The organism is Streptomyces sp. TRM68416 (genome assembly GCF_014596915.1).
Classification (GTDB): Bacteria; Actinomycetota; Actinomycetes; order Streptomycetales; family Streptomycetaceae; genus Streptomyces.
Window position 1 is genome coordinate 52688 of sequence record NZ_JACVWU010000017.1, and the last position, 13458, is coordinate 66145.

10 protein-coding genes, 1 pseudogene and 1 CRISPR repeat array are annotated in these 13458 nt (G+C 70.0%); of the genes and pseudogenes, 10 read left to right on the forward strand and 1 reads right to left on the reverse strand.

Translation table 11 applies throughout. The features are described 5' to 3' along the window. Positions 1–44 precede the first annotated feature (44 nt). The 10 genes and pseudogenes from ICC28_RS25600 (at position 45) to ICC28_RS25645 (ending at position 12218) form a co-directional block, all read left to right on the forward strand. Positions 45–533, forward strand: coding sequence for a hypothetical protein (locus ICC28_RS25600; protein WP_188291059.1), 489 nt, complete (start codon positions 45–47; stop codon positions 531–533). 174 nt (positions 534–707) lie between these two features. Continuing rightward, positions 708–2017: direct repeats of the CRISPR family, unit length 29 nt; unit sequence GGGACCAACCCCGCGGGCGCGGGGAGCAC. Positions 2018–2373: 356 nt separating this feature from the next. Beyond that, positions 2374–5169 carry a CRISPR-associated helicase Cas3' gene (gene cas3 / locus ICC28_RS25605; RefSeq protein WP_262928497.1) on the forward strand — a complete coding sequence of 932 codons (2796 nt, stop codon included), beginning with the start codon at positions 2374–2376 and terminating at the stop codon, positions 5167–5169. Further along, positions 5162–6886, forward strand: coding sequence for a type I-E CRISPR-associated protein Cse1/CasA (gene casA / locus ICC28_RS25610; protein WP_188291061.1), 1725 nt, complete (start codon positions 5162–5164; stop codon positions 6884–6886). Before cas3 ends, casA begins: the two co-directional genes overlap by 8 nt. Further along, positions 6883–7587 carry a type I-E CRISPR-associated protein Cse2/CasB gene (casB, locus tag ICC28_RS25615; RefSeq protein WP_282699695.1) on the forward strand — a complete coding sequence of 235 codons (705 nt, stop codon included), beginning with the start codon at positions 6883–6885 and terminating at the stop codon, positions 7585–7587. The genes casA and casB overlap by 4 nt, the downstream gene beginning before the upstream one ends. Then, complete coding sequence (cas7e, locus tag ICC28_RS25620) at positions 7584–8795, forward strand: type I-E CRISPR-associated protein Cas7/Cse4/CasC (protein WP_188291062.1); 1212 nt, start codon at positions 7584–7586, stop codon at positions 8793–8795. The genes casB and cas7e overlap by 4 nt, the downstream gene beginning before the upstream one ends. Then, positions 8792–9529, forward strand: coding sequence for a type I-E CRISPR-associated protein Cas5/CasD (gene cas5e, locus ICC28_RS25625; RefSeq protein WP_188291063.1), 738 nt, complete (start codon positions 8792–8794; stop codon positions 9527–9529). Before cas7e ends, cas5e begins: the two co-directional genes overlap by 4 nt. Further along, a complete protein-coding gene (cas6e, locus tag ICC28_RS25630; RefSeq protein WP_188291064.1) occupies positions 9529–10332 on the forward strand; it encodes a type I-E CRISPR-associated protein Cas6/Cse3/CasE in 804 nt (267 codons plus the stop codon). Before cas5e ends, cas6e begins: the two co-directional genes overlap by 1 nt. Continuing rightward, positions 10329–11300 carry a type I-E CRISPR-associated endonuclease Cas1e gene (cas1e, locus tag ICC28_RS25635; RefSeq protein WP_188291065.1) on the forward strand — a complete coding sequence of 324 codons (972 nt, stop codon included), beginning with the start codon at positions 10329–10331 and terminating at the stop codon, positions 11298–11300. The genes cas6e and cas1e overlap by 4 nt, the downstream gene beginning before the upstream one ends. After that, positions 11297–11647 (forward strand): type I-E CRISPR-associated endoribonuclease Cas2e, encoded by a 351-nt coding sequence (gene cas2e, locus ICC28_RS25640; protein ID WP_188291066.1) that lies wholly within the window; start codon positions 11297–11299, stop codon positions 11645–11647. Before cas1e ends, cas2e begins: the two co-directional genes overlap by 4 nt. Before the next feature lie 224 nt (positions 11648–11871). Further along, positions 11872–12218: pseudogene (locus tag ICC28_RS25645) on the forward strand (barstar family protein). A gap of 664 nt (positions 12219–12882) precedes the next feature. Here ICC28_RS25645 and ICC28_RS25650 read toward each other — a convergent pair. Continuing rightward, entirely contained in the window at positions 12883–13455 is a 573-nt protein-coding gene (locus tag ICC28_RS25650) for a hypothetical protein (protein WP_223189460.1), read from the reverse strand. Positions 13456–13458 lie beyond the last annotated feature (3 nt).

Below are 13458 nucleotides of genomic sequence, written 5' to 3' on the forward strand. Positions count from 1 at the left end.
GTGTACGGCGCATACGGCCTATATGGCAGGACGGAGCGACACCGGTGATCGTGGTGGTGGGGCACGGTGATCTGACCGTGCCCACGCTGGAGTTGGTGCAGGCCGAGCTCAAGGACCGCCTGGGACGCCTCACCGAGGACGTCGGCGGCCTGGTGCGCGCCGGGGCGGGACTGCCCCTGACATTCGGGCGCGCGGCACGTGCGGCGGGCCGCCGACTGGTGGTCCTTCTACCCACCGTACGCTCGGTCCCCGCCGTCCTCCCGGAACCCGACCGCTCGGCCACCGCCGAACTCCTCATGCTCGCCGAGCACGTACGCCTGCTCGGCTTCGACCCCACCGACCGCGACGCCTGCATCACCGCCGACGAACGCCTCGTCGCCACCGGCCGCAAGATCCTCGCCGTCTGGGACGGCTCCCCAACAGACGGCAGAGACGCCACAGCCCACCTGGTCGCCTACGCCCGGGCCCGGGGCATCCCGGTCGAGGTGGTGTGGCCGTACGGTGCCGAGCGCACATGGCGGCAGCCTGGGTGAGGCTGGCTGCGGCTTCGGGTACCGCGCGCCCGCCCACGAGGGCGCCGACTCTGCCGCCGTGCTGACCCAACTCGCCGCCGACTCGAAGGACGATCCGGATAATCCGCGCGGATGCGGGGAGCACCACCACGCGGCCAAGCCGCAGCTCGCAATCGTGTTCGCCGCTTCCTCGCTGGGACCAACCCCGCGGGCGCGGGCAGCACTGACCGGGACGGCGCGGACATGGTCGCTGTACGGGACCAACCCCGCGGGCGCGGGGAGCACGACGGCCCCTTCAACGTCCTCCAGACCGTGCAGGGACCAACCCCGCGGGCGCGGGGAGCACCGCGCCGGGCCGAAGAAGCCCGCGCAGTGCAAGGGACCAACCCCGCGGGCGCGGGGAGCACGACTTGGGGTCGCCGTTGGCGGGCCAGATGTAGGGACCAACCCCGCGGGCGCGGGGAGCACACCGGGTTCATGTTCTCCCGTTCGCGGACGTCGGGACCAACCCCGCGGGCGCGGGGAGCACATGAGCGCGGCCGCCCGTCCGGGCATGACGATGGGACCAACCCCGCGGGCGCGGGGAGCACGCCTCCAGGCCCCGCCCCGTCATCTCCCGCTCGGGACCAACCCCGCGGGCGCGGGGAGCACAAGATCGCAGATGGGCGTGCGGCGAGCAAGCCGGGACCAACCCCGCGGGCGCGGGGAGCACACCGGGGAGCGCGCGGAACTCTTCCAGGCCGCGGGACCAACCCCGCGGGCGCGGGGAGCACGACTGCACGACGGCCTTCGCAGTGGGGGTGCGGGGACCAACCCCGCGGGCGCGGGGAGCACAGTTGAAGCGGCGCAAGGAGCAGGGCGAGCCGGGGACCAACCCCGCGGGCGCGGGGAGCACCGCACCACCGTCCAGAACATCGAGGCAGGCAAGGGACCAACCCCGCGGGCGCGGGGAGCACTCAAGGATCTCCCCCCGGGTGATCTTGGTCCGGGGACCAACCCCGCGGGCGCGGGGAGCACCTCACTCGGGACAACGGCGTCTATCCCGAGCCGGGACCAACCCCGCGGGCGCGGGGAGCACATCGTCAAACTGCCGTCCTGCCCCCGCGTCGGGGGACCAACCCCGCGGGCGCGGGGAGCACTCCCGCACCGCGAACACGGCTTGGTGCTCGTCGGGACCAACCCCGCGGGCGCGGGGAGCACAACACCCGCGATAACGGCGTCTACCCGGAGCCGGGACCAACCCCGCGGGCGCGGGGAGCACCCGCCCGCACGCGCGGCGTAAGCGTCCGCGATGGGACCAACCCCGCGGGCGCGGGGAGCACTGGAGACGCGGATGGGGCATGAGCTGGCCGGCGGGACCAACCCCGCGGGCGCGGGGAGCACTGGCCGAACCCGCAGCAGGCGGCGTCGTGGCGGGGACCAACCCCGCGGGCGCGGGGAGCACATCGCACCGTCGCGGCGGCTGGTGTACCGGTCGGGACCAACCCCGCGGGCGCGGGGAGCACACTCGGTGGCTTGCGCGTTTACGACTGGCAGGTGCCGTTCGGAAGTACTTTCACTGAGTCGGTCATTTCACTCATAGGGTGTGAATTGTTGATCGTTGGTCGTCGGCTTGGGGCTGGCCGGGGGGCATCGTACGCGGCTAGGCCCGTTGTTGCGTGGGGCTGGGCGGATTCCGGGTTCGGGGTGTTCGGTTTTCTTGAAGGGGGAGTTGTCGGGCGGTATCTGCCTGTATGTATCAGGGATGGTGCGTGGGGGAGAGTGCGCGTCGGGGCTGGGGGATCGGCTCAAGGGGCCGGTGCGGACGGTGTGGGCGAAGCACGACCGGGACAGCGACGGTTGGTTGCCGTTGTGGCGGCACATGGAGGACAGCGCCGCGGTGGCGGGGCTGTTGTGGGATCGGTGGCTGCCGGCGAACGTACGGTCTTTGATATCCGAAGCGTTGCCCGGCGGTGAGGGGGATGCCCGGCGGTTGGCGGTGTGGCTGGCGGGTGTGCACGACATAGGGAAGGCAACGCCGGCGTTCGCGTGTCAGGTCGACCGACTCGCCGATGTCATGCGTGCACACGGTCTGGAGATGAAGACGCGCCGTCAGTTCGGCCCCGACCGGCGGCTGGCTCCGCATGGCCTGGCCGGGCAGGTGCTGCTGGCGCAGTGGCTGGAGGAGCAACACGGCTGGACGGGACGGCAGTCGGCCCAGTTCGCGGTGGTGGTGGGCGGGCATCACGGTGTGCCGCCGGATCACGGGCAGCTCAAGAGCCTGGACGACCGCCCGCAGTTGTTGCGCACTGCCGGGGCGAGTCGGGGGCTGTGGCGGCAGGTGCAGGCGGAGCTGTTGGAGGCGTGCGCCGCCGAGTTCGGCGTACGGGATCGACTCGCCGTGTGGCGGGCGGTGAAGCTGCCGCAGTCGGTGCAGGTGCTGCTGTCGGCGCTGGTGATTGTCTCCGACTGGATTGCCAGCAACCCCGACCTGTTTCCGTATTTCCCGCAGGCGGCGCATCGCACGGGTGCCGAACGAGTGGCAGCCGCGTGGCAAGGGCTTCGTCTGCCCGAGCCTTGGAGGGCACAGGAGCCGTCCGAGGATGTGCAGGAGTTGTTCGGTGCGCGGTTCGACCTGCCGCCGGGGGCCGTCGTACGGCCGGTGCAGGAGGCTGCGGTGCGATTGGGGCGCACGATGTCCGCCCCGGGGCTGGTGGTGATCGAGGCGCCGATGGGCGAGGGGAAGACGGAGGCCGCGCTGGCGGTGGCCGAGGTCCTGGCCGCGCGGTCGGGCGCCGGCGGGGTGTTCTTCGCGCTGCCGACCATGGCCACGGGCAATGCGATGTTTCCGCGGCTGCTGCACTGGCTGAAGCGACTTCCTGCCGAGGAGGGCACGCGGCTGTCGGCGCTGCTGGCGCATTCCAAAGCAGCGCTCAACGACGAATACGCGGATCTGATGCGCCACAGCGCGCAGCGGATTGCCGCCGTCGAGGTGGATGAGGAAGAACGCCCTTGGCGGCCTGCGGATGACCAGCGCATCGCACCGGCCGAACTCGTGGCACATGCGTGGCTGCGGGGGCGTAAGAAGGCGATGCTGTCGTCGTTCGTCGCGGGCACGGTCGACCAGTTGCTGTTCGCCGGGCTGAAGAGCCGGCATCTTGCGCTGAGGCACCTGGCGGTCGCGGGCAAGGTCGTGGTGATCGACGAAGCGCACGCCTACGACACCTACATGAGTGCCTATCTGGACCGGGTGCTGTCGTGGCTGGGGGCGTACCGGGTGCCGGTGGTGGTGCTGTCGGCGACGCTGCCCGCCGGGCGGAGGAAGCAGCTGGCCGAGGCCTACGCGGGAGCCCGAGGCGGCGACGGCGCCGGGGAGTTCGAGGTGGTGGCCCGGGCCGATGCCTATCCGCTGCTGACCGCTGTGCCACCGGGCGGTACGCCCGTCATCGAGTGCCCGCAGGCGTCGGCGCGCGGAACGTCGGTTCATCTCGAGCGCCTCGATGACGACTTCGGTGTCCTGGCGGACCGGCTGGTCACCGAGCTGGAGGGCGGGGGGTGCGCGCTGGTGGTGCGGAACACCGTCAACCGGGTTCTGGAGACGGCGCGGGTCCTGCGCGAGCGGTTCGGCGACGCTGCCGTGACGGTCGCGCATTCCCGCTTCATCGACGTGGACCGGGCGGCGAAGGACGCCGGGCTGCTCGCCCGGTTCGGACCGCCGGGCAAGAGCGCGGAGGAGCGTCCGCGCGGGCCCCATGTCGTGGTGGCCAGCCAGGTGGCGGAGCAGTCCTTGGACGTCGACTTCGATCTGCTGGTGAGCGATCTGTGTCCGGTCGACTTGTTGCTGCAGCGTATGGGGCGTCTGCACCGGCATCGGCGGGGCGAGGGGCAGTCGGATCGTCCGCGGCGGCTGCGGACGGCGCGTTGCCTGGTGACCGGTGTCGACTGGGCGGGCCGGGTGCCAGTGCCGGTGCGGGGTTCGGTCGCCGTGTACGGCGCCTATGGGCTGCTGCGCTCGGCCGCCGTCCTGATGGAGCACCTCGACGGTCCTCGTCGGCCGGTGCGGCTGCCGCAGGACATCAGCCCGCTGGTGCAGGGCGCGTACGCGGAGGGGCCGGCCGGTCCCGCCGACTGGGCCGAGGCGATGGAGGCGGCTCTGCAGCGGCATGAGGAGCACCGCAAGGACCAGGCCGAACGGGCCGGTGCGTTCCGCCTGGACGAGGTGGGCCGGCCGGGGCGCCCGCTCATCGGCTGGGTGGCGGCCGGCGTGGGGGACGCGGACGACACCCGCACGGGCCGGGCCCAGGTCCGCGACAGCGAAGAGAGCTTGGAGGTCGTGGTCGTGCAGCGGCGGGCCGACGGTTCGCTGGCCACCGTGGACTGGATCGCGCCGGACAAGGCGGGCTTGGACCTGCCCCAGGAACGGCCTCCCGCCCCCGCGGCGGCCAGAGCTGCCGCCGCCTGCGGGCTGCGGCTGCCGAGCCAGTTCTCCTACGCGGACGTGATGGACCGCGCCATCGCCGAGCTGGAGGAACTCTACGTTCCGGCCTGGCAGGTGAAGGACAGTCATTGGCTGGCCGGGCAGCTGATTCTCGCACTGGACGCCGATTGTCAGACCCGTCTGGCAGGGTTCTCACTCCGGTACAGCCCCTCCGACGGACTGGAGGTGTCGCGTGTCTGACGCCGGTGAAAGCCCTGCGACAAGCTCCTTATCGTTCGACCTGACGGCGCAGCCGTGGATCCCGGTCCTGCGGCAGGACGGCACGCCGGACGAGCTGTCCCTGCGGGACGTGTTCGCCCGGGCCGACAGCCTGCGCCGCATCGTCGGCGACGTGCCCACCCAGGAGTTCGCCCTGCTGCGGCTGCTGCTGGCAGTGGCGCACGATGCCCTGGACGGGCCGCGCAACACTGAGGACTGGGCGGAACTGTGGGCGGACGACGACTGCTTCGCGCCGGTGCCGGTGTACCTCGATACGCACAGTGAGCGATTCGACCTGCTGCACCCGCGTACACCGTTCTTCCAGGTGGCGGACCTGCACACTGCGCGCGACGAGGTGTTCTCCCTGAACCGGATCGTCGCCGACGTCCCCAACGGGGAGCCGTTCTTCACCTCCCGGATGCCTGCCGTCGACCGGCTCGGCTTCGCCGAGGCCGCCCGCTGGGTGGTGCATGCCCACGCCTATGACACCTCCGGCATCAAAACCGGTGCCGTCGGCGACGGCCGAGCCAAGAACAACAAGGTGTACCCACTCGGAGTGGGCTGGGCGGGCACCCTGGGCGGGGTCTTCGTCGAGGGCGACACCCTGCGCGAGACGTTGCTGCTCAATCTTGTCGCCGCGGACACCACTGGGCTGCGCATCGACGGCGACGACCGGCCCGCCTGGCGCCGCGAGCCGTGCGGGCCCACAGCCACCGCGAACAGGCACCCCTCGGGCGTACGAGACCTCTACACCTGGCAGACCCGGCGGCTGCGTCTCCACTGCGACGCGGCAGGGGCGCACGGTGTCGTTCTCGGCTACGGCGATCCGCTCGCCGCGCACAACCTGCACACACGTGAGCCCATGACCGCGTGGCGGCGCAGCAAGGCACAGGAGAAGAAGCGCGGCGAGGCCCTGGTCTACCTGCCCCGGGAGCACGACCCCTCGCGTGCCGTGTGGCGAGGGCTGTCCTCGCTGATCGCCGAACGGGAGGCGGGCGGCCAGGGCGCCGAGGCCGCGCCTGTGCTGCGCCCCGGGATCCTGGAGTGGGTGGCCCGGCTGGTCACCGAGGGCTGGCTGCCCCGCGGGTTCCTGATCCGTACGCGGGTGGTCGGCGCGGTGTACGGCACCCAGCAGTCCGTGATCGACGAGATCGTTGACGACCACCTCGCCATGGCCGTCCTGCTGCTGCACCGTCAGGACCGTGAGTGCGCGCAGCAGGCGATGGACGCGGTGGGGGACGCGGAGCACGCCGTCACTGCTCTGGGAGACCTGGCCACCGACCTGGCGCGGGCGGCCGGCATGCCGACGGAAGGGCCCCGTGCCCGGGCCCGAGAACGCGGCTTCGCCGCACTGGACGACCCGTACCGCATCTGGCTGTGCACGCTGACCGACGCCGCGGACCCCGACGAGCAGCGCACGCTCTGGCGACGCCAGACCTACCGCATCATCGACCGGCTCGGTGACGCATTGCTGGCCGAGGCCGGGGAGGCTGCGTGGGAGGGCCGGGTCGTGGACACGGCCAAGGGCAAGGTGTGGTTCAACTCCGCCTACGCCGAAGGATGGTTCCGGCGTCGACTCGGCGACGCGCTCGCTCTCCCGGACTCTTCCGGCACCGAGTCCGACGCGAAGCCGGCTCTTGCCGCCGACTCCTGCGTCGTAGCCACCGCAGACGTACCCGCAGAAAGGGCACACGCGTGACCACCTTCACCGCCGTCTCTCTCTCCGAACGCGTCCGGGAGATCACCGCGGAGAACATCAACGACCTGCAGCGGGGCTACCTGGCCGACCAGCCGCGCGCGGTGGCGGCACTGGCCCGGCTGCGCCGCGGCGCTGGCAAGGAGATCCAGCAGCTCCCCGACCTGTGGGGCCTGATCGACACCGGCCCGCTGCACAACCCGTCGCACGACGGCGGCCGACCTCCGCGCGAAGAGGACCTGACGCGTGCCGAGGATGCCGTACACGTCGCTCTGACCTTGTGGGCCCTGCACCAGCAGTCGCGCGGAACCGAGATGCACCGCCCCGACCACATGGACGCACCCGCCGGTCTCGGTGCCGCCGTCCGTCGGCTCATGCCCAGGGGCGACATCGACGAGACGATCCTCAAACGGCTCGTCCGGGCGGGCCATGCGCCGGATCTTCCCGCACTCGCTCAGCGGCTGCGGGAGATCGTGCTGCTGCTGCGCCGCGAGGACATCGCCCTCGACTACGGCCTGCTCGCCCGGCAGTTGTGCCACTGGCAGCAGCCCGGCGGCCGCGATGACGTACGCCGAGCGTGGGGTCGCTCATTCCACGCCTACCGCCCGCCCAAGGACCCCGTCCCCGATGCCGGTGACCGGGCCGGATCCGCCCCCGACGCCGACCTGTCCTCCGACTCCGACACGACCAAGGACGCCTCGTGAACCGCATCTTCCTCGACGTGCACGCCCTGCAGACGGTGCCGCCCAGCAACCTCAACCGCGATGACACCGGCGCCCCGAAGTCGGCCGTCTACGGCGGGGTTCCCCGGGCCCGGGTCTCCAGCCAGGCATGGAAGCGCGTCACCCGTGAGTACTTCGGCAAAGAGAAGTTGCTCGACCCGAGCGAACTGGGCGTCAGGACCAAGAAGGTTGCCGAACTCCTCGCTGCCCGCATCACGGATCTCGATACGTCGGTGGGGAAGGCCGAGGCGCTGCGGCTTGCGGCCGAGGTGATCGAGACGGCGACCGGCTCGAGGATAGAGGTTCCGGAGCGTAAGACGCGTAAGGCGAAGGCCGATGCGGGTGAGACGGAGGAGGAGGCGGCGCCCCAGTCCAAGTACCTGATGTTCCTGAGCGCCCGGCAGCTCGACGGCCTCGCCGCGCTCGCCGTCGAAGGGGCCGCCGACATCACGGCGTACTTGAAGGACAAGGACGTCAAGGCGCGCGCCAAGCAGATCGCAGACACCCGCCACTCCGTCGACATCGCCTTGTTCGGGCGCATGGTTGCCGACTCCACCGACTTCAACGTCGATGCCGCTGCCCAGGTCGCCCACGCCATCAGCGTGCACCGGGTGGACAACGAGTCCGACTACTACACGGCCGTCGACGACGAGAACACCGACGCGGAGAGCGGCGCGGGAATGATCGGAACGGTCGACTTCAACTCCGCGACCCTCTACCGCTACGCCGCCGTCAGCGTGCACCAGCTCGCCGCCAATCTCGGCGAAGGACTGCGTGAGGACGAGGCCGTCAACACCCCCGTGCGCCGCGCCGTCGAGGCATTCGTGCATGCCTTCGTCGCGTCACTGCCCAAGGGAAAGATCAACACGTTTGGGCACCACACTCTGCCGGAGGTCGTCGTCGTCAAGCTCCGCACCACTCGCCCCATCAGCTTTGTCGCGGCGTTCGAGGAGCCGGTGAGCGCCGAGTCGGGCGGTGGCCATCTGCGCGCGGCCTCCGCCCGCCTGGCCGAGTACATCCCGGAAGTCGAACGCGCCTACGGCGATGAACAGTCCACCCTGACCTGGGTACTGCGTGTGGGAGCCGCCACCGACAAGCTCGCCGGCGTCGGCCAGGAGGCGCTCAGCCTGTCCGCGCTTGTCAAGACGGTCGGCCAGGCCGTGGCCGAGCGCATGGACAAGCCCGCATGAGCGTGCTGACCCTGCGGCTGGCGGGCCCCTTGCAAGCGTGGGGGGCCTCGGCCCGGTTCGCCCGTCGCACCACCGAGTCCGCTCCGACCAAGAGCGGCGTGATCGGCATGCTCGCCGCGGCCCGGGGCATGGACCGCGGCGACGATGACGCACTGGCCCGCCTTGCCGTGCTCCGTTTCGGGGTCCGCATCGACCAACCCGGCACCCGGGTACGCGATTTCCAGACCGCCCACCACGCCGAAACCGGCAAGTCGATGCCCTTGTCCGAGCGCTACTACCTCGCCGACGCGGTCTTCGTCGCCGCGGTCGAGGGCGAGGACGCTCTCCTCGACGAACTCGACGCAGCCCTGCGCAACCCCGTCCATGCGCCCTATCTCGGCCGACGATCCTGCCCGCCGGCCCACCCCATCCGGCTCGGCCTGCACCGCGGGGCCGGTCTCGCCGAGGTGCTCCAGGCGGAGCCCTGGCAGGCCGGCGCCTGGTACCGCAGGCAGGGCCGCGGCGACACGACCGTGTCCTTGACCGTGCTGCGCGAGGCCCGTCCCGACGAACCCGTTGCCAACCTGCAGCGTGACCAGCCCCTCAGCTTCGCCGCCGCACACCGCCGCCACGCCCTGCGCACCGTCGTCACCACCACCGTAGGAGTGCCGAACCCCAGTGCCAGGACCGCCTCGACGCCCAAGCCCGTGCCCACGCACGATCCGTTCGCAGCCTTGGAGGAGGAGAGCGTCTGATGTACCTGTCCCGCTTCCGTATCAACACCGCGCGCCCCGGCGCCCGGCGTCTGCTCTCCTCCCCTCAGTCCCTGCATGCGGCCGTCATGGTGTCCTTTCCCCGCCTGCTCCCCACAGCCACCGCCGGTCCCGGCACACCGGCCGAGGGCCCACGGGTGTTGTGGCGCCTGGATCACAACGCGTCCGCCGAGGTCTTCCTGTACGTGGTCAGCCCCGACCGTCCCGACCTGACCCACCTCGTCGAGCAAGCCGGCTGGCCGGCTGCCGCGGCGGCCGACCCGGACAACCCCGGCTGGCAGACCCGGCCCTACGCCCCCTTCCTCGACCGGCTCGAGCAAGGCAGCACCTGGGCGTTCCGGCTCACCGCCAACCCGGTGCACCACATCCGCCGCAAGGACGACGAACCGATCAAACGGACCGCGCACCTCACCCCGGTGCACCAGATGGCGTGGCTCCTCGAACGGCAGGAACGCTGCGGATTCCGCGTCTGCGAAAAGCCCGACAGCAAGCGACTCCTGCCCAGCGGCACCACGCACAAGAAGTCCGCCCACCACGGCGACCGCTACGAACTCATCGTCCGCGATCAGCGCAACCTGTCCTTCGCCAAGCCCCGCCAGGACAACGCGCCAGGACGGCGGCGACCGGTCACCCTGGTCGCCGTCACCTTTGACGGCCGCCTCCAGATCACCGACCCCGACCTGCTGCGCCGCACGCTCGTCCAGGGTCTGGGCAAGGCGAAGGCCTACGGCTGCGGGCTGATGACTCTCGCCCCGCTCCCCAGCGGCAGTGAGCGCACCCCGTGACGACCCTCGGCCGACGCGCCGCGCTCACGCCACGCCAGCTCACCCGCACCGGCGAGCGCCTCTCCTTCGTCTACCTCGAACGCTGCACCGTCCACCGGGACGCCAACGCCATCACCGCCGAGGACGCGGACGGCACCACCCATATCCCCTCCGCCACCATCGGCACCCTCCTTCTGGGCCCCGGCACGCGCATCACCCACCAGGCGATGAGCGTCCTTGGCGAGAGCGGGGCAGCTGTCGCCTGGGTCGGGGAACACGGAGTGCGCTATTACGCTGCCGGCCGCGCCCTGAGCCGTTCCTCTGCCCTCGCCGAGGCCCAAGCCCTGAAATGGGCCAACCCCCGCACTCGCCTCGCCGTCGCACGCGCCATGTACCGCCTGCGCTTTCCCGACGAGGACCCCGCCGGACTCACCCGGCAAGAACTCCTCGGCCGCGAAGGCCGCCGTGTCAAGGACTGCTACCGCGAACACGCAGCCCGCACCGGCATCACCTGGCGGGGCCGCAAATACACCCCAGGCGACTTCGCCAGTGGCGATCCTGTCAACCAGGCCGTCACCGCCGCAGCACAGTGCATGTACGGCATCGCCCACGCGGTCGTAGCCTCCCTCGGCTGCAGCCCCGCACTCGGCTTCGTCCACTCGGGCCACGAGCTCTCCTTCGTTCTGGACATCGCCGACCTCTACAAGACCGAGGTCGGAATCCCCCTGGCCTTCGACATCGCCGCGGAAGACGAAGAGGACGTCGGCGCCCGCACCCGCCGCGCCCTGCGCGACCACATCAACGCAACATCCTTGCTGGACCGCTGCGTCGACGACATCAAGAACCTCCTCACCCCCGGCGCTACGGACACGGCCACCTCCCCAGTCGACGAAGTCGACCGAGTAACGCTCCACACCGACCGCGGCCAGCAGGTTGCCTCCGGACACAACTACGCGGATGCGGACGACGAGGAAGCGGTGCCCTGGTGACCGTGATCGTCCTCACCAACTGCCCGCCCGGACTTCGCGGGTTTCTCACCCGTTGGCTCCTGGAAATCTCCGCGGGCGTCTTCATCGGCAACCCCTCGGCCCGCATCCGGGACACCCTCTGGAACGAAGTCCAGCAATACGCAGGACAGGGCCGCGCGCTCCTGGCCCACACCACCAACAATGAACAGGGCTTCACCTTCCGCACCCACGACCACGGCTGGCACCCCATCGACCACGAGGGCCTGACCCTCATCCGCCGCCCGAACCCCAGCACAAAGCCCGCCAACAACACCCCCAAACCTGGCTGGAGCAAGGCCGCGAAACGCCGCCGTTTTGGCAGGGGGTGAGACTTCAGATATCGGAGGCCTGTGGTGGCGATGTCTCGCCTGGCGGGGGTTCCCCTGCGTGGAACCGTCTTGGGCAAGAGAGAACTTGAGGCACGGGCTGAGGCTCTGGTCTCCTTTCCGGATTAAGCGGAGGCGGCCAGAATCGAGGGGACACAGCCGCGGAGCTGCACGTGTCTTCCGAGCCGTGACACCCGACATACGTGCTGGACGGCAGACAGATCAGAATGCTGGGGGACTTCTGGCGAGTCATCGGCGAAGCGATCAACGGTCCGGGGGCTACTTCGGTCGAAACCACGACGCCTTCGCTGATTGCCTCAGCGGTGGCTTCGGGGCGCCCGACGACGATGACTACGTGGTTGAGTGGCGCGACCACCAGGTGTCTCGCCGGCATCTCGGCTATCCGGAGACAGCTCGCCAGCTTGAGATCCGGTTGTCACGCTGTCACCCCACGAACCGGCCCTCGGCCAGCACCGATCTTGCCGCAGCAAGGAAAGAGCGCGGGACCACTGTCTTCGATTGGCCGATCGAGATTTTCAACGATCGCGCACCTGGCGTTCTGCGACTCCGGTGATTGGTCATAGGGACGCCTTGTGCAGCACACGGAGCAGGAGCCGCGTCGTGTGAGAATCGCGCGGTGGAGTGCGACGTGTGTGGGCGTTCGATGCTGCGGTGGCCGTTGGAGCCGCACCGGTGGGCGGAGGAGACCTGGTCCTGCTGCTGGTGCTTTGCAGCGACCCACGTGGGCGGGGAGTGGTTCGAACTGTCCCGCCCGCCGTACGCGCCTCCAGACAGACGTTGGGAGGCTGCGATCGCAGAGGGGTTGGCTCCCGACTCTGTTCACGCCTTCGGCTCGTTCGAGACGACGCTGTGCGGAATCGAGTTCCCAGGCATGTCCCCGTCCGACTACATCTGGCTGCCGGACCGTCCGAGCTCCTGCAGTGGCTGCAGGAAAGCCGCGCTCGTCATCGACGAGCGTTGGCCGCGCGAACTGCGGGATGAGCACGCGCGGACCAGCGTTGTGAAGCAGCTGCCCAAGTAGGCGCGCTTCCAACTTCAGGTGACAGTCGATCAGCGCCATGTCACGGACATCTGGTAGACCCTGGCTATGACGTTCTTGGCGGTGGTTGGCTTTGTTCACGGGTAGCGGCTCTGGCTCAGGTTCTGTGACGCGGCCACGTTGAGTGAGCGGATGACCTCGCGGTTGACCGTTCCCGATGGCGAGAACGAACCCCGGGTCAGTCTCCCGCCTCGGCTACAGACCTCTTGCTGAGGAACTGCTTCGCTGCCTCAACCGCTTCTCCGTTGAGTTCCTCGACGGAGACTCCCCAGCTCTCCTCCCAGCCGTCTAGGTTGTGCGCGCAGTGCACAAGGGGTTCTAGCTCTTCGGGGTAGCCGAGGTCATAGGCGATGTCTGCCCAGATGAGGTGAGTGCCGGCGGCGGGATCCAGGGATCCGTCGGCGATCTGACCGGCGATCCAGTAGGCCATCGCCCACTTTGAGGCCCGGGGGTCCGCAGGTGGGTGGAAGAGCAGTCCCAGCTCCTCAAGTACTTGGTCGAAGAGCTCTGGCGCTTCGGGCTCTTCGCTCCGGAGGAGTCCAGCCAGCATGGCCAGGGATGGGCTCTCGACCCCAGCCATCAGCGCGTCCAGACCTGCCTGAATGAGCCTGTCCGACCCGACATGCCTGCCAAATGCCCTCTCACGCGCGATGTGTCTGAACTGATCGAGGGCGTCGTCGCTGGTCATCACGGTCTTCTCCGTCGGCATCTTGAAGGGGAAGGCTTGCACATCCGCCGACGCCGCTGCCATCGA